The following is a 21,150-nucleotide window of genomic DNA, read 5'->3' as shown; positions in this document are numbered from 1 at the left end:
CTCACCTCCTAACTTCCTCAACGACTATCTCTATGTGGGTGGTCTGCTCGTTGAACGGTGTGGCCCTTCCAAAGGCCCTCGGGATGTATCCGCGAAGTACCGGCCCGCGCTGGGCAGCCGCGTGGATTATCCTGAGCCTGTCCGGGTCGAGGCCCTTCTGCTCGGCGTTGTTCTTGGCGTTGAGGAGGACCTTCTTGACGGCCTTCGCAACCTTAACCGGGTACCTTCCGGGGCCGAAGCCCTTGCCGGGCTTGTGACCCTGGCTGTCGTTGAAGCGCCTCATTGGAACCGGTCTCTTCAGAGCGATAACGTCGTCGAGGTACTTGATGGCATCGTTAAGCATCATGCCCTTTATCTCCCTGAGGAGCTCGATGCTGTGCTTGGGGGATATCCCGAGGTCCCTTCCGCTGGCACGAGCCATCCTGTCCGGGTCAAAATTTTGGAATGAGTAGGAAAACCTGCCCCTGCTCATCTATACCACCTCACTTGATGGCCACGAACATCGATGACCTAGTGGCTCCAACACCAGGTGAGCCGTGCTGGACGATCTTCCTCGTGAGGGCGAACTCGCCGAGGTAGTGGCCTATCATCTCCTCCTTGATCTCTATTGGGACGAACTCCTTTCCGTTGTAGACGTGGATGGTCATGCCGACCATCTCGGGAAGGATGACCATGTCCCTGCTGTGAGTCCTGATCGGCTTCTTATACTTGCCCTTCTTGGCAAGCCGTATCTTCCTGAGGAGCTTCTTCTGCTCCGGGGAAAGACCGCGCTTGAGGCTCCTCCTCTGCCTGGCAGGGAGGAGCTTTGCAAAGTCCTCAAGTGACATGTTGAGCAGTTCCTCGAAGGTATAGCCCCTATACTTAAACTCCTTCCTTCTCGCCATCTTCATCACTTCCTCCTACCAGTTCTTCTCGCGGCTATGTGACCGACCTTCCTTCCGGGCGGAGCGCGCCTCGAAACGGTGCTCGGCCTTCCTATGTGGTGCTCCTTACCACCGTGCGGGTGGTTGACGGCGTTCATCTTGACACCCCTTGGCTTCGGCCAGAACCTGTTCCTTGCCTTGGCGATGTAGTAGGCCTTACCGGCCTTAACGATGGGCTTCTCAAGCCTTCCACCGCCGGCAACGACACCTATGGTGGCCCTGCACATCGGGTTGAACTGCTTGAGCTCACCGCTCGGAAGCTGGACTATGACCTTGTCCTTCTCCCTGCTGACGACGAGGGCGTAGGCACCGCCCGCTCTGACGTACTTGCCACCGTCGCCAGGAACCCCCTCTATGTCGTAGACGTAGCTTCCCTCCGGTATCATGGCAAGCGGGAGGGTGTTGCCGATCTTGATCGGGGCGTTCGGCCCGATGGCTATCTCCTCGCCGACGAGGACTCCTTCGGGAGCTATTATTAGCTTCTCCATGCCGTTCTCGAACTTGACCCTTGCCACTGGAGCGGTCCTTCCCGGGTCGTGGAGTATCTCCACGACCTTGCCGACGAGGGTCTTCTCCTTGGTAAGGTTGAGCGGAACGTACCTGACGGCACCCCTGTACCTGTGGGAGGGGGCCCTAAAGGTCGTGGTTCCCTTACCTCTCCTCTGCTGAATCAGACTCTTTCCCATCTCACTCACCCCGTCAGAACAATCCTATCCTGGCAGCAACCTCACTTGCGCTGTACTCAGGCTTGAGCTTCACGTAGGCCTTCTTCTCTCCCCTCATGGTGATGAGGGTGTTGACTTTCTCGACCTTGACCTCGAACATCGCTTCCACGGCCCTCTTGATGTCGGCCTTGGTTGCCCTTCTGTCGACTATGAAGGTGAGCTTGTTCTCGTTCTCTATCATCGCCACGGCCTTCTCCGTGACGACCGGCTTTATGATGACCTTGTACGGATCCATCTCTCATCACCCGTAAATCTCCCTAAGCCTCTCTATAGCTCCCTTCGTCCAGACGGTAAGCCTACCGGGGTGGGTACCCGGGGCAAGGAGTTCTGCACTGAGGTTCTCGACGGTAACGACGTCAACACCCGGGTGGTTTCTGGCTCCCTGGACGATTCCCTCGTTCTTGGCAACAACGATGAGCGGGCCCTTAGCCTTCTTGTAGCGCCTTCCGCGCATCTTACCCTTACCAGCCCTTATCTTGGTGTTCTTCTTGGCCCTCTCGATGTCGTCCCAGACGCCGAGCTTCTTGAATATCTCCCGGGTCTGAGCGGTCTTGAAGACCTTCTCAAGGTCATCAACGACAACGAGGGGAACCTGCGGGACGTTGTCAACGATGTGGCCCCTGGCCCTGACGAGGTCGTAGTTGGCCGTTGCCGCTATGGCGCTCATTATAGCAAGTCTGCGCTCCTTCTTGTTGATGTCCTCCCAGATTATCTTCTCGACCTTGGGCGGGTGGGTTCTCCTTCCACCGCGGGCGAAGGGAACAAATGCTGCAAACCTCGGAGAGGTCTTTATCCTCTCAACCCTCGCCATGCCGTGGCCCTTTCCGATGTTCTCGGTAACGCGCCTCTTACCGGCCATTGGATCCCTGCCCTGCGGCTGTATCCTGTGTGTCCATGAAGCAATGACAGCCCTCCTGATGAGGTCGGGCCTGAAGGGAGTGGCAAAGACCTTCGGAAGCTCTATCTCCTCCACAGGCTCGCCTTCGAGATTGAAAACCTTAACCTTCATCTATCTCACCTCACTGCTTGGATTCCCTACTGACGTAGGTTATCTGCGGCCTCTCAACCGGCGGCTTCTTCTTCGGCGGCCTGATAGCCGGCCTGACTCTGACGATCCTCTTGAAGGAACCCGGCACGGTTCCCTGTATCATGAGGAAGTCACTCCTTATGATGCCGTAGTGCGGGAAGCCACCCTTCGGAGTGATGTCGATCTCGTTCTTCTCGTCGAGCTTGAGCTTGCCGTTCTCGCCTATGGCGATGAGCCTCTTGTTGAACTCAGTCCTGTGGTGGAAGCCCATCTGACCCGCCTGCGGAACTGTCCACATGACCCTTGTCGGGTGCCACGGGCCGAGGTTACCGACGTGCCTAGCCTTTCCAGCCCTCTGGGCCTTATGGAACTGGATCTTTATTCCCCAGCGCTTGACCGGGCCCTGGGTTCCCTTACCCTTGGTGACGGCTATGACGTCGAGGAGCTCGCCCTCGTGGAGAACCTCGCTGGCGCGGAGCTCCTTGCCTATCTTCTCCTTGGCGTAGTCAAACTTGGCCTTAACGTCGTCGCCACCGATGGCGTACTCCATGACCTCGGGCTTCTTCTTGAGCTTGATGAGCCACGGCTGGGTGTGGACGAGAAGCCTGACGTCGACTATCTCGCCGTCGTTGACGAGGTCCTCAAGCTGACCGAGCTTCTCCTTGAAGGCATCCTCGCTGTACTCCTTGGGCAGGGTCTTTATCCTCCTCTTAACGTAGTCGTTGAGCTCGTGGAACCAGACCTCAGTGGCGGTCTCAAGACCGAGGTAGCCCTGCCTGTAGGCCCTGATGCCGTAGACGAAGAGCGGCGGGACTTCCACGATAGTAACCGGCATGAAGATTTCCTTACCCTTGGTGAGCCCTGGCCTGTCGTCTATCATAAGGATGTGGGTCATGCCAGCCTTGTAGCCGGCGAAACCGAGCATCCTGACTTCACTGTCCTGCGGCCACTTTCTGATTCTCGGGACTATGCTCTTGGCCCTCTTTCTAGGGGAGTAAGCCAGTGAACCTCTCCTTGGCCTGTGTATTTTTCCCATCTCAATCCCTCCTTATGAGATTAAACACTGCGAGTGTGGCCAAGACGGCCTCCTCGGTGCGGACGGTGGCCGTCCGCTGATTTGGAATGGTGTTGAGGATTAGATCAAAGTCATATTCCTCCTCGCCGAGGAGCTCCATCACGCCCTTCCTCGGTGAGCCAAAGATGAATCCGACCTCCCCCTCAAGTGGGGGAAGCTTCACCTCCCGAATGTCGCGTCCCTTCCTGGAGGTGGCAATCGCCAAATCCAGCCTGGCCTTTTTAAGTGTTTTTGCCAGTGACTTCCCCGTGAGATGCACCCTGTAGCCCCAGTATTCAACCGGTTTAGCTGGTATCACCCTGAGCGGCCTTACTGAGACGATTCTGAAGGTTGCACGTCCCTCAACGCCCCCCTCCACCAGAGCAAGATCGTCAAGGCCAATGTCCGCGTAAACCCGCCTCCCTTTCCTGAAGGCGAAGCCCTCGCGGATTTCGCCGACCTTTGGTTTTCCCTTGAGCTTGTGGTGGGGCGTCCTAAGCGGCGGGATGACGCCAACATAGCGGAGCTCCGGCATGAGGGGGAACAGCCTCTTTCTGAGGTACTGGGGCGTTTCCGCGTACTCCAAGATTGTCTTGATGAACCTTCCGTCCCTGCCGCCAGCGTTGTAGATCCATATATGCTCAACGCCGAATATAGCGCAGGCCCTGGCTATCTGACCAACCTTGTACGTCCTGATTTTCGGGTCGTCGGTTTCTTCGAGGAGCGAATCCGGAATGAAGACGTGCCAGGCCATTTTTCCGTCATCCTTCGCTGTGCTAACTTCAACGCTGAAGTGGGGTCTATGGAGAGTATTTAAAAGGCTTTCGAACCGTTCCACCCTTTTTTGGGTTGGGAGGTGTATAATTTTTTTGCAAACGAAAGACAAGGGGGCTCCGCCCCCTTATCTCTCTGTACTCTCAAACCCCCGAGGTGGGGTTTCACCCCACGTTAAGAAACTTTTCTGGAGAAAAGTTTCATCAAAAATGGCATGCCTTTTAGAGGTGCTAACCTAATTTAAGGGTTTGCTTTAAACTCCATCCTCGTGATAAGGGTTTCTTCTCCTTAGCGCCCTTCGGGCGCTGTTTTTGAGCAAACCCCATGCCAACGGGCTCTCATGAAAGTAAACCCCAAACAAACCGCCCACTTGACGAGGCATGCACCATCTTCACATCCCTCTTGAACAGTCAGAACTTTTTGGTCAAGCTTTGCTTGCGCAAAGCTTGCCGGGGGGCTAACGCCCCCACACCCCCCAGAAACTTTGCTTGCGCAAAGTTTCATCAAATGGAGTTTACTGGTGAGAAGTGCAGATAGGCCTTTGTGCACGTTACAACCTTGGCGTGTTTTAGGAGGGCTTATTCCTCTGAACCTTGTGCAAGTGTTTCATCAATAGAATGGCACCCTTAGGGTGCCAAAATGAGTGCAAAACCATGAAGTCACCTGTTTGGAGTTAAACCCTTCAAATTAAAGCGGCAAGATCAGGATTGTGCACGAAGTTAATCGTCCGCATTGAGAACCGTCGGGACCTTTTGATGAAACTTTTCGCCAGAAAAGTTTCGGGGAAAGCCTTTTAACTTGCAGGGGTGCAAGTAACTTGTGGGGGTGCAAGTTGAGCGGGAAAGGGATAAATACACCAAGGAGCAAAAATCAATGGGGATAGCATGGGAATTAGGATGAGAAAGCCCATCATAATCAACCGCGAGCTGAGTGAGCTGGATAAGTTCGTATTGAACGTGGTCGAGCTCATAGGAAAATACGCGCCCTATGTAATAGTCAGCGGCTACGTCACGATTCTCTTCGGTCGCTCCCGCGGAACTGAGGACGTGGACTTTGTAATCGAGAGAGTTTCAGAAGAGGGGTTCCTGAAGATGTGCGATGAGGCAAGGTTAAGGGGCTTCGAGTTCCTCAACCCGGAGGACTGCGGGGGCCTCTATGAAATGCTCCTCCAGAGAATGGGAATAAGGATGGCAAGGCAGGGAGAAATAATTCCAAATGCGGAGATAAAGTTTCCAAAGGACTACTTCCACCGGGAGGCCCTTGAAAAGAGAATTCCCGTGGAGCTCAGCGGCAGGAGGATTTACATCTCACCGATAGAACTGCAGATAGCGTACAAGCTCTACCTCGGAAGTGATAAGGACTTTGAGGATGCCTTCTTCCTGTACGAACTATTTAAAGAGGAGCTTGACTGGGTGATGCTCCGTGAATACGCGAAGAGGCTCAACGTCGAAGTATCGTTCTAAGCGCGATATGGAGGAGAGACTGGCCTTCATAAGGCTGTACGTGAAAAGGTTGAAGGAGAACCCAGATGAGGTTTTCAAACAGCAGGTAAAGCTAATAAACTCATTTCTCAAGTCCGCTAAAGAATTCCCGCTCACCAAGGAGGAGTACCTCAGGATTAAGGAGGAGACCAGAAAGAGGGCTTAAATCCTCTCGATCTCTCCCAGCCTCTCGAAGTTTCCGCTCTTTATCATCTCGACTGCAAAGGCGCAGAGGCCAAGCTTTTGAAGGTTCTCGGGCGTTAGCTTCTCGGCGGAAACTTCCCCTATCCTTGCGGAGAGTCTCTCGATAGCCTTCTGCTTAGCCTCCTCGGAGAAGCCCGCAAATTCGAGGCCGTGAAGAATGGAGAGGACTTCGAGCTTTGCCTCGGCAAGTTCTCCGGAGGGTTTGGGAACTCTCGCCACGTTTATTTGTCCCTCTGGTTCCACCTTCTCCCCGCCGATCTCCGCTAGGAACTGCAGGAACTCCTCAAGTTCTGGCTCTATGTCGATGCCCGCCTGTTTGAGGATGTGGATTGGATCGTCAGCAATGCCTGATATCGCATCTCCAACGGCCCGTACTTTCTCGGGATCTTTGAAGTCTGGCGGCATCTTATCAGTGATTTTTATCGCTTTCTCCAATGCTGCACGCAGGTTTTTTCTGCGAGTTCTTTGTTGATTATCGCCTGTCTTTTCTCTAGCTGTCTGAGGAGCTCATTTATAAACAATTCTGGATTTCGCTTTATGTCTTCATAGTAATATCCACGAAGTATCCAATTGTCTAGTGCTCTTCGAACAGCCTCTCCGAGGGTTTCGTAGCTCGTTCCGGTGTGATGGATTAGTGCGAGAGTAAGTAGTCCGTGGAGTATTGGAAATCTTGCCGCACGGGGGTCTCGTTCGTGTTTTAGTTTTTGGTAGTCAGCATCTTTTATGTGAGTGATATATATCCTGAAGGCATCTTTTTTGTCCCAAGGGCTTTTGAAACTCTGTCGTGTCGCCCTTCGGGATCCGCTCTTGCCAGTATTTTGAGAAGTCCTTTGTTAGCATTCACATACAGGAAAGCAATGTGTTCTATGGACTCCTTCGGCAGGCCATGTCTCTTTGCCCATTCCTCCAACTTTTCTTCGAAGCTCTTCTTTGGCTTTTCCTCCTTTTTCTTCTTCCCCCCAAATATGAACATTCTGGCCAAAGGCAAAAGCGACAAGGGTACCACCATCTCAAACTCCGCTTTCAGAAGAGATAAGCCTTTCGAAATCAGCCAAATCCCACACGAGCCAGCCTCCAGCCCTGAATTTTTCCTTTCCCTCGATGCCCTTCGCCACCAGTCCGCAATGCTTCCCCCACCCTTCCAGCCCCACAAGCTCGGCCTTCCTCTCCAAGTCCTTCAAAATACCCCGAGCCTCCCTCAAGCTAAGGTCTTTCCACTTGACTTCCACAAAGAGGGCTTTCTTCTCCCCCTCGTTGAGGGCAACGATGTCGATCTCCTCCCTCTTGTGCCACCAGCGGCCGATTTTCGTAAACCTAAAGGGAAGCTTTCCGGCTTTGTTCAGCTCAATGAGGAACTGCCTCGCCATATCTTCAAATGCCTTTCCCACGTAGGCGTTGAAGGCATTCCAGTCCATCTCGAACGTCCCGATCTCTATCCTTCCCCGGTTCGGCTTTACGAAGCGGAACCAGAATGCGAAGAAGTTGTCGTTGAGATAGTAGCGGGCCTTTCTGCTCCTCTCGGATTTCGTAACGGGAACCTCGCGCCTAACGAGTTCGAGAGAGATTAAAGTCCTCAGGTACTTTGGCATGTCTTTGACTTCGATTCCCGCGAAGTTCGCAATCTCACTCACCCTGTGCTTTCCAAGGGCCATCGCCTCAAGAATTAGATAATACCTGTGCACGTCACCCAGTTCCTCCCTCAGGATGAACTCTGGCTCCTCGTAGAGTATGGACGTAGGCGAGAACGCCACCCTCAAAAGCTCCTCCTCGAAGTTCTTTCCCTCAAAGAGCCGGAAGTACATGGGCACGCCGCCAGTTACCGAGTATATCCTCACGACGGTTTCGATGGGCGCGTTTTTGAAGTATTCTCGAACATGGAAGAAGTTCAAGGGCTTAAGCTTAAGCTGTGCCGTTCTTCTGCCATAGAGGGGGTTGGTATAGTTCATCAACCCTTCCATAAGGCCGATTATCGAGCCGCTCAAAATTAGGAAAAATCGGTCGTCAAGGATTTCATCTATCACGTGCTGGAAAACCGCAGGAGTATTCTTGTCCGCGAGGAGAAGGTAGGAGAACTCATCTATGACAACGACAAACCTCTCGGGTGCCCTGAGCTTTATCAACTCGAAAGCCTCTCTAAAGTCCCTCACCTCCAGCTTAGGAAGTCCAAGAACCTCCACCGCTTCAAAGTAAAATCTTTTAGCATTTGACTCCAGTCCGTCCCTGTCGGCTAAAAAATAGAGGGCATTCTTCCCCCGAATAAACCTCTTTAGGAGTTCGGTCTTTCCAACTCGCCTGCGCCCGTAGAGAATCAGGATCTCCTTTTTGCCAGAAGAGTAGAAAGACTCAATGAGAGCCAGCTCATCTTTTCGATTGACAAACATTATCTTCACCAAGATAATCTTTGACAGGATAATAATTTAAGCCTTTCGGCTTCAATCCACAAACGCCCTGCCGTTCCACAGCTCCCTTATCTCCCGCGTGGCGTCCGGATAGACCCTCTTGAATGTTATCCTCCAGTAGCCGTTGCCCAGATCCTCTATGTCCTCGATGTGGATCTTCACGCCGAGCCTCTCGAAGTGGGTCACCATTTTATGGGCGGTGCTTATGCTCTTCACCCTCACCGTAAAGACCTCCTCGACCTCGCCGCCGTTGGCGACCTCGTGGATGCTCTCAACGAAAGGCCGGAGGAGGGCCTTTCCGAGGGCCTTCGCGTACTCATCGAACTCCTCGCCCCTGAGGTGCTTTTCGGCTAGGTAGAAGGCGAGGCGCTTAATCCGCCCCATGAAGTAGCCATGGGGCAGGTCGAAGAATATGTGAGAGCCTATCTTAATGTCGTTGATGTTGGCGTAGGGAGTAACGTATTTCGCGATTCTCTTCATGTCGGGCGTTTTCATCACTACTCCCTCGCGCTTCTCCCTGCTGAGCCGTTCGATGAGGTCATAAAGTTCATCTATACGAGAGCGGTTGAAGAGACCGAATCTCTCCACCTGTTCGATCCCGTACTCCTCGGCAAGTTTATATCTTTCCTCCACCGGAAGGCTTCGCCCGGTTCCCTTCTCCTGGATGTCAAAGAGGAAGAACTCTATGTCCTCCTTCACGTAGGGAGGCCCTTCGACAATGTACGGACTCTCCGGCCCGGCCATCTCGCCGGCCAGGACAAGGTTTGGGTAATCTTTGAAGAACTCATCGTTTATGAAGTCCAGTATCCTCTCCGTCGTGAAGGGACAGATAAATCCGCCCCTCGTTAGAGCGAGAACTCTGTCCTTCACCTTCACGACGCGGACGTTGTAGCCGTCCACCTTCTCCTCGACGTAGAAGGGTCTGTTCTTAAAGACCCTCTTTATCCCCCTACCCAGCTGGACGACGCGCTTTATGTGGGGGAAGCCCAGAACAACGTCGCCGTTCTCAAAGACGACCGTCCCGCGCCGGAAGCCCTTGGCGGAGTCCCGGAAGCGGACGTATCTTATGCCTTCGAATTCCCCCTCCACAACTCCACCCTTGCCCTCAAGAACCGCCAGCCTGTCCTCGGGAACGCCGAGCTTGAGAAGGGTTGCCCTAAAGCTTGAGCTTACCATCGTCCCACCAGTCTAAGTTGGGTGGCATCGTTAATAATCATTATGAATATATGACAAAAGCCATCGGCCAGGGGCACAAAACACACAATGGAAAATGTAGAAGAGGACAAGAGCTGCGCTTCAGCGTTGCGCTTTAGCGCTTCATGGTCGAAAGAACCTTGGTGGTGATGTCGTTGCCTTCCTTGTCGTAGATCCTGTAGTAGGCACTGTAGGGCAGCTTCATCTTGGCCCTGTGCATCGCTCCAAGGGCGAACTTGAGGTGGTTCTCGTTTACCCAGACGGTGAGTATCTTCTGATCCTTCTTGACGCGGGCAGCAAGTCCAATCGGCTTTCCAAAGGGCCTGCGCATACCGTTTCCGTAACGGTCGGCCTTCCTTCCGGTGGCCATCGGGTTCTCACGGAGAACCTGGAAAGGATAGACCCTTATCTTGAAGTGGTAGTTGCTCCTTCCGACGTTCTTCTGGAGGTACCTGTTCACCTGGATACGGATGGCCTCAAGGGCGTTCTGCCTTATCTGCATGGCCTGCTCGGCGTGAAGGCTGACCTCGTACTGGAATTCAGCCGAAAGGTTGCCCATGTCGAATATCGTTATCTTCGGACCGGGCGCACCGCGTATGTATTCCCTCCTCGTGTAAGCGGGCTTGTCAACGTCCCTATCAATCTTGGCTGGTCTCAGTCCCATACTCTCACCTCCAAATGAGCCTGACCTCCGAGTGAATCGGTTTACGGGCTTTTCCTACTCCCATCGCCGGTTTCGGACATCAGCCCGAAGGCCGGGTCTTCGGCCCGTTACCCCTTCAAGGGGTTATCAGCACCCGCAGTAATCCCAATGAGAGCTAAGCCTAAACTTAGCTTGCCGTCGCTTTTATAAAAGTTTTGGAGTTTCCACCAAAGGGCACTCACTCCCCTCCGCCTTTAAGCTTAACACTCTGCCAGAGCAGAGCCACCGAAACCGGCGTGAATGCCAGCAGGGCAAGGTTGAACGTCAAGATACCGTGAAGCTCGCCCAGCGAGTACGCAAAACCGAACAGCATTCCTCCCAGGAAAGTCGATAGGTTCTGGACGCCGTTTACACCTCCAATGGCCAGCGATGAGCGGTGGTAGGAAGCGAGTATTTTTCTAGACACCGGTCTGAAGCTCTGGAAGGCGAAGAGGGCGAGGAATATCCCCAGGAAAACCGTCGGGGCGGTCTTTACCGCGGCGAGGAGCGGCGAAAGAGCCGCTAACAGAGAGGTAAGCAGAACCATCCGCCTCTCGCTCCTCACGTCGGCGAGCCAGGAAGCGAAGTAGCTCAGCATCGCGGCGAGGAAACCCGCCCAGCCGATGAGCGTGGCGGTTCTTGCTTTCTCCATACCAAGGGCCTCAGAAACGTAGACGTAGGTTATCTCACCGGAAGTGAAAGCCACTATCACCGCCATGAGCGAGGCGATGATTAGAACCCTCCTCGGGTCGAGGCTCGGCCTTTCACCGTCGGGTGTTCTCTTTCTCCTGGGCGTTATCCTCCCGTATAGAAGAGCATAGCTGGCCACCATTATCAGACCCGTCAGGACAAAGAACGCGGAAGAAATCCACATCTGCTTGGCAAGTCCGAGGTCTATCGTGTAGGCGTAGACGTAGTTTCCAAGGAGGGAAGCAATGCTGCCGAAGAAGAAGTATATCGCCGTAACCCTCGCCCTTATCTCCTTCGGCGTTGCGACTGCTATCACAAACTGCGCCATCGGCCAGCTGAGGCCGTTTAGAAAGCCGTTGAGGAGCTTTATTCCCGCAACCTGAACCCAGGTTGAGGTCAGGGGGTAGAGCTGGACAGCCAGGGCGTTCCCCATCATCGCCATCGCGCCGATATAGACGAGCTTTTTACCCCTCTCAAGGATAAACCCACCCAAGACCGAGGAAAATGCCCTCGCGAGCACGAACGACATCGAGACAATTGAAACAGAGAGCATCGAGGCCTGGAGTATATCACGGGTATAGAAGGCTATGGCAGGGGTGGCGAGGCGGAAGGCTATCGTGCCGGTGAAGGCCGACAGTATGAGCAGCAGTATTCCGACCAGACGTCTGGATTCCATACGACCACCTTCTAAACGTTGGGGTGAAGCTTTTAAAAGTCTTGACTGTGCCGAAGATTTTTCAGCAAAGAATTAGGTAAAAGAACGGAGCTTCAGAGGAGAACCCGGACCGCCAGCGAACCCTTTTTATATCTCCCCTCCAAACTCCCGCCGAGGTGATGCTGATGGAGCTTAGGTTCAACATGGAGTATGAGGAGGCCTACCGGGAGGTTTACGAGCTCGTCAAGCCGAAGTACAAGCTCTTTACCGCCGGACCAGTCGCATGTTTTCCAGAGGTTCTTGCAATAATGAGCGTTCAGATGTTCAGTCACCGCTCGGCCGAAGCGAAGGAAGTTCACGTTGATACCCTCAACAGGCTCAAGGCTTTTCTTGAGGCAGATAAGGGCGAGATAATTATCTTCCCCAGCTCCGGAACGGGCTTCATGGAGGCCGCGGTGAGAAACACCGTCCCCAGGGGAGAAAAGGTTCTGGTCACCACGATAGGGGCATTCGGCAACAGGTTCAAAGATGTCGTTGAGACCAACGGCCGGAAAGCTGTCGTCCTCGAAAAGGAGCCCGGGAAAGCCATCAAGCCCGAGGAGCTCGACGAGGCCCTGAGAAAGAACCCCGACGTCGTTGCGGTTACGATAACCTACAACGAGACCTCGACCGGCGTTCTCAACCCGCTCCCGGAGCTGGCGAAGGTCGTCCACGAGCACGACAAGCTCCTCTTCGTTGACGCCGTTTCCGCGATGGGCGGCGCCGACATCAAATTTGACAGGTGGGGTCTCGACATGATATTTGCCAGCTCACAGAAGGCATTCGGCGTCCCGCCTGGGCTTGCCGTTGCCGCCGTCAGCGAGCGCGTCTTTGAGATAGCCGAGAAGATGCCGGAGCGCGGCTGGTACTTCGACTTGCCCCTCTACAGGAAGTTCAACGAAAAGAAGAAGGGAACGCCCTCAACCCCACCGCTCCCGCAGGTGTTCGGTCTCAACGTCGTTCTGAGGATTGTCGAAAAGATGGGTGGAAAAGAGAAGTGGCTCGACATGTACAGGAAGAGGAGTGAGATGATCAGGGAAGGTGTCAAGGAGATGGGTCTCGGAATTCTCGCCGAGCCGGGCTACGAGAGCCCGACCATCACTGCTGTCGTCGTCCCTGAGGGAATGAAGGGCGTCGACGTCTACAACGCCATGCGCGAGCGCGGCTTCGAGCTGGCCAAGGGCTACGGAAGCGTGGCAGAGAAGACCTTCCGCATAGGCAACATGGGCTACATGACCTTCGAGGACATCGAGGACATGCTCGCCAACCTCCGTGAGGTCATAGAAAAACTTAAGGCTTGAATTCCTCCCCTTTTATCCCGTGGATGTTATGGTACCAAAGAAGTGGCTCGCCGTATGGCTCCTTCTCAACTTTTTCATATTCTGGCTCGTCGGTCTCACCTCAAGCGGGTACTCCCTTGAGGGATACATGCCCGGAGAGAGCGAGAAGGTCTACCAGTATGCACCCATAGTCCATACAGCTCCGGATGACAGGCCCATTGGAATCCTCTACATGGTAGACTATGGCGGGGACCTCTACTACTACATCGTCTGGGAGGACGAGTACTTCAGCAACTCCCTGATAGACGAACTCTACCGCCTCTTCCGGGGTCTCGTCTACGGCGGGGCGACTCAGGACATAGAGGTCGTGAAAGTGAACCCAGACAACGGCACCTTCTATTTCCAGACCTATGACCACACCAACGTCCACGGGAGGTTCCTCAGTAATGGAAGCTGCCTCTGGGAAGAGGAGAACAGGGTAATACCAAACTGCACCGTCAACGGAACGCACATCAACGTTTACACCGTAACCTGGAACCACATGCTCTCACTGCTACCACAGAACGGGACGGAGAGAGCCGTTCTGCCCATGAGGCACATGACCCCCAACGACTACGTCGCCCTCGGAATGTTCAGGAGGACGCAGAAAACGATAGCCGGTGTCGCCGTCAACTCCCTGCTCCTAGCAGTGGTGGCCACGCTCGCGTTCAACGGCCTCATGTACGTCACGTGGCGGAAGGGCTACCTCACGAGGGAAGAACAGAGAAAGGTCAGAGACGCGATAATGGACGGATGGAGAAAGCTGAAGGAAAAGGTAAGAGGGTCTAAATGACGGCCCTCAGCTCTCCGTCCTTTACCTCATAAATGCGGTTTATCTTCTTCATTCCCGTCCTCCAGTCCCTCCTGAGCTCCACGACGATGTCGAACTTGTTGAAGGTCTCCCCGCTTATCCTGAGCCAGTGTCTGACCTCGTCCTTTATGTCGTTCGTGAGGGCAAGGGAGGTCACTATGAACGCGTAGTCGTCTATGAGCTCACGGAAGATTCTTGAAACATCAACCGTGTGGATGGTGTCGATGACGATATAGTCGGGGTTCAGCGCTTTTATTTTCGATATAACATCCGACGTGCGTCCCTCAAGGGACTGTCTGTCGAACTGAGTATCGATGACGACTATGTTGGGCTTGAAGGGCTTAAACTCCCCATAGGCGGTTATAACGGCCCCCTTCCAGTCGTCGGGTATGAAGTGCATCAGAGCCTCCACCAGTTTGGTCTTTCCGGAGCGGCTCGATCCGACCACGAGTATGTCCTTCCTGGAGAGAACCGCATTTTTCAAGACCTCGAAGTGCTCCTCGGTTGCCGAGCCGTATCGTATAAGGTCCTCCGGCGTGAATATGTACACTCCCATGTCTTACCACCGTATAAGGTTCTCGACTGGCGTTATAACGCTATCGCCAGCACTGTCCACCAGATGTCAATTATCACACGGGGCATTGTCAATTATTCGAAAATAGCTTCAGTTTAATGTCAGATTTTGCCCAAAATCCAAAAGTTTTTGCATAAAAGTCATAAAGGGGAAAATCAGTGACAAAAATCAGGTGATATACATGAACGCTCTCCAAATCGTGACCAGAAAAATTGAACCAGTTATGGAAATACAGACGAGAGTTATTGACTATATGACAAGATACATGGTGGCGAAGGGCTTCAAGTGGATGCTGCCGGTCATGCTCAGCTCCATCACAGACCCGCTCTGGCCGGATCCTGCGGCAGAGGAAGCCCTAAAGCCCCCGGAGGTCGAGGTCTACGGCTCAAGGCTGAGGCTGACCCACAGCATGATACTCCACAAGCAGATGGCGGTGGCGATGGGGATAGATAAGCTCTTCATCCTCTCGCCGAACATAAGGCTCGAAGGTCGCTCAGCCGACGACGGAAGGCACGCCTACGAGTTCACCCAGCTCGACTTCGAGATAGCCTACGCCAGCATGGACAACGTGATGGGCCTAATCGAGGGGCTCATAAGCGGCCTCTTCAAGGAGGCGAGAAGCTGGGGGCTGGAGAGAGAGGTGCCTAAAGTGAGACCACCCTTCAAGCGCTTCACGCTGGAAGAGATAAAAGAGGAGTTCGGGGACGAGGACGAGGCCAGCAAAGTCATGGACGAGCCGTTCTGGGTTACCGACATCGAGAGGGAGTTCTACGACAGAGAGGACCCGGAGAGGCCAGGCCACTTCAGGAACTACGACCTCTACCTGCCGGAGGGCTACGGCGAAGTGTCGAGCGGCGGCGAGAGGGAGTGGGAGTACGAGGTCATCGTGAGGAAGATGAAGAAAGCGGGGATAAGCCTCGAAGCCTTCAGACCGTATCTGGAGGTGGCCAAGGCTGGCCTGTTAAGGCCGAGCGCGGGAGCGGGAATCGGCGTAGAGAGGCTGGTCCGCTACATGGTCGGGGCAAAGCACATCGCAGAGGTGCAGCCATTCCCAAGGATTCCGGGCGTTCCGGCGGTGATTTGACCCCCATGACTTTTTACATTCCTCTTAGTCTTCAGTTAAAACGCCCGGAGAAGCTCCTCCGCCCCTTCAAACTTCCCTTCTTCAACCAGCCTAAGCACTACCGTGTAAAGGCCTATGAGCTCGAGTTTCCATAAGGCTTTTTGAGGAGTTCTTCGAGCCGTTCCTCCCTTTCCCCGGTTTTCTACACCACATAATATAATCTCCAGTCGAAATTCGAGAATATGCATAATGACAGCAAAAAAGATGAGAAAAATCACGAGAAAAGCTCCACCGGCGAGTAGCCTTCCCCCACCTTCTCCATTTTCAGCTCCATCCCGAAGGCGTTCGTTACCGTTCCGCTCTTCTCTGCCCACACCCCAGCCGGAATCACGAGGACGTCCCCGGGCAGTTCTTTTGCCGGCCGGCCAACGACGACATAGGCCTCGCTCTCCGGGATTCCAGTTATTCCCGCCTTGATAAGACCAGCGGCATTGACGCCTTCGTGGAGGATTAACGTCGGCACCTCCAGCGGTTCAGCTGACCCCTCAAGTATCACAACGTCGTAGTCCTCCTCGACGAGCTCCTTCCCCTTCAATAGTATCTTGAGGAGCGGGAACTTCTCAACGTCGGCCTTCAGGAGAACGCGCTTTGCCTTCTTGATGTCCTCCAGTGTGGCGATTGATGGGCTTCCGCTCACGGTCGAGCCTATCGGGATGCCGTTTTTAGCCGCGAACTCCTTGAAGAACGCTATCTCCTCGTTGGTGAGCTCCGGCGTCAAAATCAGGGCGTAGCTCCTCTCGGTGAGGAACTTCTTGGCTTCTTCCCAGCTCACCGGCTTTCCGTTGAGGAGCGGCCCGGTTAAATCCTCGGCCCAGGGCCTGTTAAAGCGACAGACGTCACAGATATGCTTGTTCCACGAGCCCTCGACGCGGGAAGCCCTCACGAGCATGCCGTCGTAGACCTCAATAGCCATCTCGCAGGCAAAGGAACAGCCGTTGCAGACGGTTTTGATGGGCTTCGTCTTCCAGGGCCCGGGCTTGACGAACGGAAGCTTCTCGGTTATCGCCCCAACGGGACAGAGGTCTATCATCTCGCCTATAAACCGGCCCTCCATGTCTCCGAGGCTCTCCCCGAGCGGCGGTGAGATTCTAGTCTTAAAACCCCGGAAGAGGGAGTCGAGGACTCCCTCTCCGGCTATCTCGTGGGTGAAGTTGACGCACTGGCCGCAGAGGACGCACTTGTTGTTGTCGAGGGTAACGAAGGGGTGGCCCTCGTCGAGCTCGAACTTGTTTTGCTCTCCCTCAAAGGCGTGCTGTTGAGCGTTGTAGAGCGTTGCGTACTCCCTCAGCTTGCAGCGGAAGACCTCCATACAGCCGCAGCTCATACAGCGCCTCGCTTCCTCAAGAACCTGCTCCTCGGTTAGGGCCGGCTCGACCTCCTCAAAGGTTCTCTTCCTCTTTTCCGGGTCGAGGAGCCTAACCCTCGCCCTCGGCTTTCTTTCAACGCCCTCGTAGTCCTTCTCCGTTACTTTCTTCCAGTGGTTGTAGGGCCTGAGGTCGAAGAGAACCTTGTAAAGGTCATCATCGCTTAAAACTTCCTCGATGTGCTTCTCGGGCTCGGTGAGAACGGCTTTAGCCTTCTCCAGCTTGCCCTTGAGGTACAGGTCTATCATTATCGCGGCCCTTCTTCCGGTGGCTATGCTCTCGATGACCGTTGATGGCCCGAGGACGAGGTCGCCGCCAGCGAATACACCTGGAACGCTCGTCTGGAGCGTCACCTCATCAACGACCGCCTTTCCGCGCTTCGCCTCGATGCCGAGGGCCTTTAAGAACTCCTCGTCGCAGTACTGGCCTATCGCCAAAATCACGTTGTCCGCTTTAACTTTGAAGTTCGAGCCCTCTATCGGTATCGGCCTCCTCCTTCCGCTTGAATCCGGCTCGCCGAGGCGCATCCTGACCAGCTCTACCTCCTCGACCTTATCTTTTCCAAGAATCTTCACCGGGTTCGTGAGGAAGAGGAACTCGACGCCTTCCTCGATTGCCTCTTCAACTTCCCTCTCGTTGGCGGGCATCTCAGCCTTCGAGCGGCGGTAAACGACGGTAACCTTGGCTCCAAGCCTTAAGGCAGTCCTTGCAACGTCCATCGCGGTGTTTCCGCCGCCGACGACTATGACGCGCTCGCCTAGCTTGACCTTTTCGCCGGTGTTGACCTTCCTGAGGAACTCTATGCCGTGCATCACTCCCTCAAGCTCCTCGCCAGGAATCCCCATCTTTCTGCTTCTCCACGCGCCGACGCCGAGGAAGACGGCATCGTATTTCTCGCGGAGCTCGTCGAGGGTCACGTCCCTTCCGAGAGCGGTGTTGGTCTTCACCTCTATTCCCGTGTTTATGACCGTCGCTATGTCCTTGTCCAGAACGTCCCTCGGCAGCCTGTAGGGCGGGATTCCGTAGCGCATCATTCCTCCTAAGTGAGGCATCGCCTCGATTATCGTGACCTCGTGACCCATCGTCCTGAGGTAGTATGCGCACGCCAATCCTGCCGGCCCACCGCCGACGACGGCTATTCTCTTTCCGGTTGATGGTGGAATCTCCGGCATCCACGGGCCGTGCTCAAGGTCGTAATCTGCTGCGTATCTCTTGAGCTGCCTTATCGCGAGGGGCTCCTCCACGAGGTTTCTCCGACATCTCTCTTCACAGAAGGCCGGGCAGACCCTTCCGAGCACAGCCGGCAGGATGTACTTCTCCTTCATCAGCTTGACCGCCTCGTGGTACCTGCCCATCGCTATGAGTGCGAGGTAGCCCTGAACGTCGCTGTGCGCCGGACAGCCGTCCTGACAGGGGCCGATACAGTCGCCGTAGTGGTCAGAGAGGATTAGCTCAAGCGCCGTTTTCCTCATCGAAACGACTTCGTCGCTCAGCGTTTCTAACTCAAGCCCCTCCATCGGCCTGAGGGTGCACGAGGTGGTGACCCCCCTCCTGGTGGAGACGAGACAGAGCCTGCAGGAGCCGTAGGGGTCGAGCTCGCTCGTGTAGCAGAAGCCGGGAACGTGCTCCCCGATTTCACGGAGAAAGTCTATGAGCGGCTTTCCTTCCGGAGCATCGATTTCCTTCCCGTTGACTATGATCTTAACCATTTCACTCACCCCCCGCATCGACTATCTCTATGGCGTTGAACCGGCACACCTCGTAGCAGGTTCCGCACTTGATGCAGGCAGACTGGTCAATGATGTGGGGCTTGAGCCTCTCGCCGCTGATGGCCTTGACGGGACAGAAGATCGCACACGCTGTACAGCCCGTGCACTTCTCGGTTATTATGACGTACCTGATGAGCGGCTTGCAGACCTTGGCGGGGCATTTCCCTTCGATGTGGGCAAGGTATTCGTCCCTGAAGTAGCGGAGCGTCGTCAGAACCGGGTTAGGTGCCGTCTGTCCGAGGCCGCAGAGAGAGCCGGCCTTGACCTGATAAGCCAAACGCTCAAGCTTTTCGAGGTCCTCCTCCGTTGCCTCGCCTTTGGTGAACCTGTCCAGAATCTCCCACATCCTTTTAGTGCCCAGACGGCAGAAGGTGCACTTTCCGCAGGATTCCTTCACGGTAAAGTCGAGGAAGAACTTTGCCACATCGACCATACAGGTGTCCTCGTCCATGACGACCATTCCGCCGCTCCCCATTATCGCTCCAGTAGCGTTCACGCTCTCGTAGTCAACGGGGGTGTCGAAGAGGTACTCGGGAATACAGCCGCCCGAGGGACCACCGAGCTGGACGGCTTTTATCCTCTTGCCGGTCTTGGTTCCCCCGCCTATCTCGTAGAGTATCTCCCTCAGCGTCATTCCCATCGGAACCTCGACGTTTCCGCCGTGCTTTATCTTGCCCGAGAGGGCGAAGACCTTCGTCCCCTTGCTCTTCTCGGTTCCTATCGAGGCGTAGGCTTCCCAGCCGTGCTTGATTATCCACGGCACGTTCGCCCACGTTTCCACGTTGTTGATGTTCGTCGGCTTGCCCCAGAGGCCCTTCTGGGCCGGATAAGGCGGCCTCGGTCTCGGCATTCCGCGCCTGCCCTCTATCGATGCTATCAAAGCGGTTTCCTCACCGCAGACGAACGCTCCGGCGCCTTCCTTGATGACGATGTCGAAGGAAAAGCCCGAGCCGAGGATGTTCTCGCCCAGGAAGCCCCTCTCCTTAGCCTGCTTCAGCGCTATCCTCAGCCTCCTTATGGCGAGCGGGTATTCTGCTCTAACGTAGATGAACCCTTTGGTTGCCCCAATCGCGTAGGCACCGATTATCATGCCTTCAATAACTCGGTGCGGGTCGCCTTCGAGCACGTTCCTGTCCATGAATGCCCCGGGGTCGCCCTCGTCGGCGTTGCAGACTATATACTTCACGTCCCCCTTGGCCTCCCTGGCGAACTTCCACTTCAGGCCGGTCGGGAAGCCCGCACCGCCCCTCCCCCTCAGACCGGACTTCATGATGACGTCTATTATCTCCTCGGGCTCCATTTTGAGGGCCTTTTTGAGGGCTTCGTAGCCTCCAACGGCGATGTACTCGTCGATGTTCTCGGGGTCTATGTAGCCGGAGTTTTCGAGCACTATCTTCCTCTGTTTTGCGAAGTAGCCGTCAACGTCCCACGTCTTTCTCTCGCCGTCCTCCCACCAGTCGCGCTTGACTATCCATTCCTCGACCGGCTTTCCGTTGATAACATGCTCCTCTATAATCCGGGGGACCTTCTTGGGGTCGACGTGACCGTAGGTGATTATCTCATCATCGGTGATTATGTCAACCAGTGGCTCGCGGTAGCACATGCCGACACAGCCGACTATCTTGAGCTTCACGTCGAGGTTTCTTCTCTCAATCTCGGCCTTTATGGCCTCGTAGGTTTCCCTCGCGCCGGCAGCTATTCCACAGGAGTTCATGCCGACTGCGATGGCCTTGATTTCAGACATCGAGCTTCCCCTCCCTTAGCTTTCTCATCAGCTTCCTGACCTTGTCAGGATTCAGCTTTCCGAAGACCTTGTCGTTTATCATTATGACCGGGGCCAAACTGCAGCATCCGAGACAGGCGACGCGCTCCAGCGTCACGAGGCCGTCCTCTGTCGTCTGCCCCTCTTGGATTCCAAGCTCCTCCGTTATGGCCTGGGATATATTGACGGCACCGTTCACGTGACATGCCGTCCCGTGGCAGATTTTGACGACGTATTTTCCGAGGGGTTCAAACCTGAACTGGGCGTAGAAGGTAGCGACGCCGTAGACCCTGCTGAGCGGGACACCGACGTAGTTCGCTATCTCCTCAAGGGCCTCCCTGGGGAGGTAGCCGAACTTTTCCTGAGTTCGCTGGAGAAGGGGAATCAGCGAGCTCGGTTCCGGCGGATAAGAGCGGATATAACCAAGGGAGGATTCCATTTTGCATCACCGCAAGGGTTTTTCGGAAAAACTTCGACTTTGATGTTTATAAGCGTGCACTAAAGTACAAGTTAGTAACATTTGGTTGGTAACCGTTTGTTTGAAAAATTCTTAAATCAATCCTTTACAAACTTAAAATCGT

Annotated in this window: 23 protein-coding genes; 5 read left to right on the top strand and 18 right to left on the bottom strand. The window is 54.7% G+C overall.

Annotation, left to right across the window (positions count from 1 at the left end; genetic code table 11):
• Window position 1 precedes the first annotated feature (1 nt).
• Genes rplV through A3L14_RS02490 form a run of 7 tightly spaced genes read right to left on the bottom strand, consistent with a single transcriptional unit; the run spans window position 2 to window position 4,483 of the window.
• The gene (rplV, locus tag A3L14_RS02520) at window positions 2–472 is read right to left on the bottom strand and encodes a 50S ribosomal protein L22 (RefSeq protein ID WP_055429652.1); all 471 of its coding nucleotides are present in this window, start codon (window positions 470–472) and stop codon (window positions 2–4) included.
• Between the two features lie 10 nt (window positions 473–482).
• Window positions 483–884 (bottom strand): 30S ribosomal protein S19, encoded by a 402-nt coding sequence (locus A3L14_RS02515; RefSeq protein ID WP_055429682.1) that lies wholly within the window; start codon window positions 882–884, stop codon window positions 483–485.
• A gap of 5 nt (window positions 885–889) precedes the next feature.
• Complete coding sequence (locus A3L14_RS02510; RefSeq protein WP_074631423.1) at window positions 890–1,609, bottom strand: 50S ribosomal protein L2; 720 nt, start codon at window positions 1,607–1,609, stop codon at window positions 890–892.
• Window positions 1,610–1,622: 13 nt separating this feature from the next.
• Window positions 1,623–1,883, bottom strand: a complete 261-nt coding sequence (locus tag A3L14_RS02505; RefSeq protein WP_055429651.1) for a 50S ribosomal protein L23 — start codon at window positions 1,881–1,883, stop codon at window positions 1,623–1,625.
• 6 nt (window positions 1,884–1,889) lie between these two features.
• The gene (rpl4p, locus tag A3L14_RS02500) at window positions 1,890–2,657 is read right to left on the bottom strand and encodes a 50S ribosomal protein L4 (RefSeq protein WP_074631425.1); all 768 of its coding nucleotides are present in this window, start codon (window positions 2,655–2,657) and stop codon (window positions 1,890–1,892) included.
• A gap of 10 nt (window positions 2,658–2,667) precedes the next feature.
• Window positions 2,668–3,711 (bottom strand): 50S ribosomal protein L3, encoded by a 1,044-nt coding sequence (locus tag A3L14_RS02495; protein WP_055429649.1) that lies wholly within the window; start codon window positions 3,709–3,711, stop codon window positions 2,668–2,670.
• Window position 3,712: 1 nt separating this feature from the next.
• Window positions 3,713–4,483: a putative RNA uridine N3 methyltransferase gene (locus A3L14_RS02490; protein ID WP_074631426.1), complete on the bottom strand. Its 771-nt coding sequence runs from the start codon at window positions 4,481–4,483 to the stop codon at window positions 3,713–3,715.
• Between the two features lie 904 nt (window positions 4,484–5,387).
• Here A3L14_RS02490 and A3L14_RS02485 point away from each other — a divergent pair.
• Window positions 5,388–5,966, top strand: coding sequence for a hypothetical protein (locus A3L14_RS02485; protein ID WP_055429648.1), 579 nt, complete (start codon window positions 5,388–5,390; stop codon window positions 5,964–5,966).
• Window positions 5,926–6,150, top strand: coding sequence for a hypothetical protein (locus A3L14_RS11640; protein ID WP_157628443.1), 225 nt, complete (start codon window positions 5,926–5,928; stop codon window positions 6,148–6,150). Before A3L14_RS02485 ends, A3L14_RS11640 begins: the two co-directional genes overlap by 41 nt.
• On the opposite strand, the gene A3L14_RS02480 is transcribed toward A3L14_RS11640, so the two are convergent.
• From A3L14_RS02480 to A3L14_RS02455, 6 genes are all read right to left on the bottom strand, one after another.
• Window positions 6,147–6,593: a hypothetical protein gene (locus A3L14_RS02480; protein WP_055429647.1), complete on the bottom strand. Its 447-nt coding sequence runs from the start codon at window positions 6,591–6,593 to the stop codon at window positions 6,147–6,149. The two genes, A3L14_RS11640 and A3L14_RS02480, sit on opposite strands and share 4 nt — an antisense overlap.
• A gap of 316 nt (window positions 6,594–6,909) precedes the next feature.
• The gene (locus tag A3L14_RS02475; RefSeq protein WP_055429646.1) at window positions 6,910–7,197 is read right to left on the bottom strand and encodes a hypothetical protein; all 288 of its coding nucleotides are present in this window, start codon (window positions 7,195–7,197) and stop codon (window positions 6,910–6,912) included.
• A gap of 1 nt (window position 7,198) precedes the next feature.
• Window positions 7,199–8,569 carry an ATP-binding protein gene (locus A3L14_RS02470; protein ID WP_055429645.1) on the bottom strand — a complete coding sequence of 457 codons (1,371 nt, stop codon included), beginning with the start codon at window positions 8,567–8,569 and terminating at the stop codon, window positions 7,199–7,201.
• 51 nt (window positions 8,570–8,620) lie between these two features.
• Entirely contained in the window at window positions 8,621–9,763 is a 1,143-nt protein-coding gene (locus A3L14_RS02465; protein ID WP_055429644.1) for an RNA ligase, read from the bottom strand.
• 133 nt (window positions 9,764–9,896) lie between these two features.
• The gene (locus A3L14_RS02460; RefSeq protein WP_055429643.1) at window positions 9,897–10,445 is read right to left on the bottom strand and encodes a 50S ribosomal protein L16; all 549 of its coding nucleotides are present in this window, start codon (window positions 10,443–10,445) and stop codon (window positions 9,897–9,899) included.
• 217 nt (window positions 10,446–10,662) lie between these two features.
• The gene (locus tag A3L14_RS02455; protein WP_055429642.1) at window positions 10,663–11,829 is read right to left on the bottom strand and encodes an MFS transporter; all 1,167 of its coding nucleotides are present in this window, start codon (window positions 11,827–11,829) and stop codon (window positions 10,663–10,665) included.
• Between the two features lie 164 nt (window positions 11,830–11,993).
• Here A3L14_RS02455 and A3L14_RS02450 point away from each other — a divergent pair, with 164 nt between their 5' ends.
• Window positions 11,994–13,148, top strand: coding sequence for a pyridoxal-phosphate-dependent aminotransferase family protein (locus A3L14_RS02450; protein WP_055429641.1), 1,155 nt, complete (start codon window positions 11,994–11,996; stop codon window positions 13,146–13,148).
• A gap of 28 nt (window positions 13,149–13,176) precedes the next feature.
• The gene (locus A3L14_RS02445; protein ID WP_088886104.1) at window positions 13,177–13,959 is read left to right on the top strand and encodes a hypothetical protein; all 783 of its coding nucleotides are present in this window, start codon (window positions 13,177–13,179) and stop codon (window positions 13,957–13,959) included.
• On the opposite strand, the gene A3L14_RS02440 is transcribed toward A3L14_RS02445, so the two are convergent.
• Complete coding sequence (locus tag A3L14_RS02440) at window positions 13,952–14,533, bottom strand: P-loop NTPase family protein (RefSeq protein WP_088886103.1); 582 nt, start codon at window positions 14,531–14,533, stop codon at window positions 13,952–13,954. The genes A3L14_RS02445 and A3L14_RS02440 overlap by 8 nt on opposite strands.
• Before the next feature lie 193 nt (window positions 14,534–14,726).
• Between A3L14_RS02440 and A3L14_RS02435 the strand changes: the two genes are divergently transcribed.
• Window positions 14,727–15,635, top strand: coding sequence for an asparagine synthetase A (locus A3L14_RS02435; protein WP_257789389.1), 909 nt, complete (start codon window positions 14,727–14,729; stop codon window positions 15,633–15,635).
• A gap of 35 nt (window positions 15,636–15,670) precedes the next feature.
• Here the strand turns inward: A3L14_RS02435 and A3L14_RS02430 are convergent, their stop codons facing one another.
• The 4 genes from A3L14_RS02430 to nuoE are packed head-to-tail and all read right to left on the bottom strand — an operon-like array spanning window position 15,671 to window position 21,008.
• Complete coding sequence (locus A3L14_RS02430) at window positions 15,671–15,892, bottom strand: hypothetical protein (RefSeq protein ID WP_055429637.1); 222 nt, start codon at window positions 15,890–15,892, stop codon at window positions 15,671–15,673.
• A complete protein-coding gene (locus tag A3L14_RS02425; RefSeq protein ID WP_088886102.1) occupies window positions 15,889–18,747 on the bottom strand; it encodes an NAD(P)-binding protein in 2,859 nt (952 codons plus the stop codon). The genes A3L14_RS02430 and A3L14_RS02425 overlap by 4 nt, the downstream gene beginning before the upstream one ends.
• 1 nt (window position 18,748) lies before the next feature.
• The gene (gene nuoF / locus A3L14_RS02420; protein ID WP_055429635.1) at window positions 18,749–20,551 is read right to left on the bottom strand and encodes an NADH-quinone oxidoreductase subunit NuoF; all 1,803 of its coding nucleotides are present in this window, start codon (window positions 20,549–20,551) and stop codon (window positions 18,749–18,751) included.
• Window positions 20,544–21,008, bottom strand: coding sequence for an NADH-quinone oxidoreductase subunit NuoE (gene nuoE / locus A3L14_RS02415; RefSeq protein ID WP_055429634.1), 465 nt, complete (start codon window positions 21,006–21,008; stop codon window positions 20,544–20,546). The genes nuoF and nuoE overlap by 8 nt, the downstream gene beginning before the upstream one ends.
• Between the last annotated feature and the right edge of the window lie 142 nt (window positions 21,009–21,150).

Source organism: Thermococcus thioreducens, assembly GCF_002214545.1.
In the GTDB taxonomy this organism is placed as follows: domain Archaea; phylum Methanobacteriota_B; class Thermococci; order Thermococcales; family Thermococcaceae; genus Thermococcus; species Thermococcus thioreducens.
This window is presented reverse-complemented; position numbering and strand designations above follow the sequence as displayed.

Bases quoted from the DNA above. Each gene is read 5' to 3' on its own strand.
- rplV (WP_055429652.1), bottom strand. From the start codon at position 472: ATGAGCAGGGGCAGGTTTTCCTACTCATTCCAAAATTTTGACCCGGAC.
- A3L14_RS02515 (WP_055429682.1), bottom strand. From the start codon at position 884: ATGGCGAGAAGGAAGGAGTTTAAGTATAGGGGCTATACCTTCGAGGAA.
- A3L14_RS02510 (WP_074631423.1), bottom strand. From the start codon at position 1,609: ATGGGAAAGAGTCTGATTCAGCAGAGGAGAGGTAAGGGAACCACGACC.
- A3L14_RS02505 (WP_055429651.1), bottom strand. From the start codon at position 1,883: ATGGATCCGTACAAGGTCATCATAAAGCCGGTCGTCACGGAGAAGGCC.
- rpl4p (WP_074631425.1), bottom strand. From the start codon at position 2,657: ATGAAGGTTAAGGTTTTCAATCTCGAAGGCGAGCCTGTGGAGGAGATA.
- A3L14_RS02495 (WP_055429649.1), bottom strand. From the start codon at position 3,711: ATGGGAAAAATACACAGGCCAAGGAGAGGTTCACTGGCTTACTCCCCT.
- A3L14_RS02490 (WP_074631426.1), bottom strand. From the start codon at position 4,483: ATGGCCTGGCACGTCTTCATTCCGGATTCGCTCCTCGAAGAAACCGAC.
- A3L14_RS02485 (WP_055429648.1), top strand. From the start codon at position 5,388: ATGGGAATTAGGATGAGAAAGCCCATCATAATCAACCGCGAGCTGAGT.
- A3L14_RS02480 (WP_055429647.1), bottom strand. From the start codon at position 6,593: ATGCCGCCAGACTTCAAAGATCCCGAGAAAGTACGGGCCGTTGGAGAT.
- A3L14_RS02475 (WP_055429646.1), bottom strand. From the start codon at position 7,197: ATGGTGGTACCCTTGTCGCTTTTGCCTTTGGCCAGAATGTTCATATTT.
- A3L14_RS02470 (WP_055429645.1), bottom strand. From the start codon at position 8,569: ATGTTTGTCAATCGAAAAGATGAGCTGGCTCTCATTGAGTCTTTCTAC.
- A3L14_RS02465 (WP_055429644.1), bottom strand. From the start codon at position 9,763: ATGGTAAGCTCAAGCTTTAGGGCAACCCTTCTCAAGCTCGGCGTTCCC.
- A3L14_RS02460 (WP_055429643.1), bottom strand. From the start codon at position 10,445: ATGGGACTGAGACCAGCCAAGATTGATAGGGACGTTGACAAGCCCGCT.
- A3L14_RS02455 (WP_055429642.1), bottom strand. From the start codon at position 11,829: ATGGAATCCAGACGTCTGGTCGGAATACTGCTGCTCATACTGTCGGCC.
- A3L14_RS02450 (WP_055429641.1), top strand. From the start codon at position 11,994: ATGGAGCTTAGGTTCAACATGGAGTATGAGGAGGCCTACCGGGAGGTT.
- A3L14_RS02445 (WP_088886104.1), top strand. From the start codon at position 13,177: ATGGTACCAAAGAAGTGGCTCGCCGTATGGCTCCTTCTCAACTTTTTC.
- A3L14_RS02440 (WP_088886103.1), bottom strand. From the start codon at position 14,533: ATGGGAGTGTACATATTCACGCCGGAGGACCTTATACGATACGGCTCG.
- A3L14_RS02425 (WP_088886102.1), bottom strand. From the start codon at position 18,747: ATGGTTAAGATCATAGTCAACGGGAAGGAAATCGATGCTCCGGAAGGA.
- nuoF (WP_055429635.1), bottom strand. From the start codon at position 20,551: ATGTCTGAAATCAAGGCCATCGCAGTCGGCATGAACTCCTGTGGAATA.
- nuoE (WP_055429634.1), bottom strand. From the start codon at position 21,008: ATGGAATCCTCCCTTGGTTATATCCGCTCTTATCCGCCGGAACCGAGC.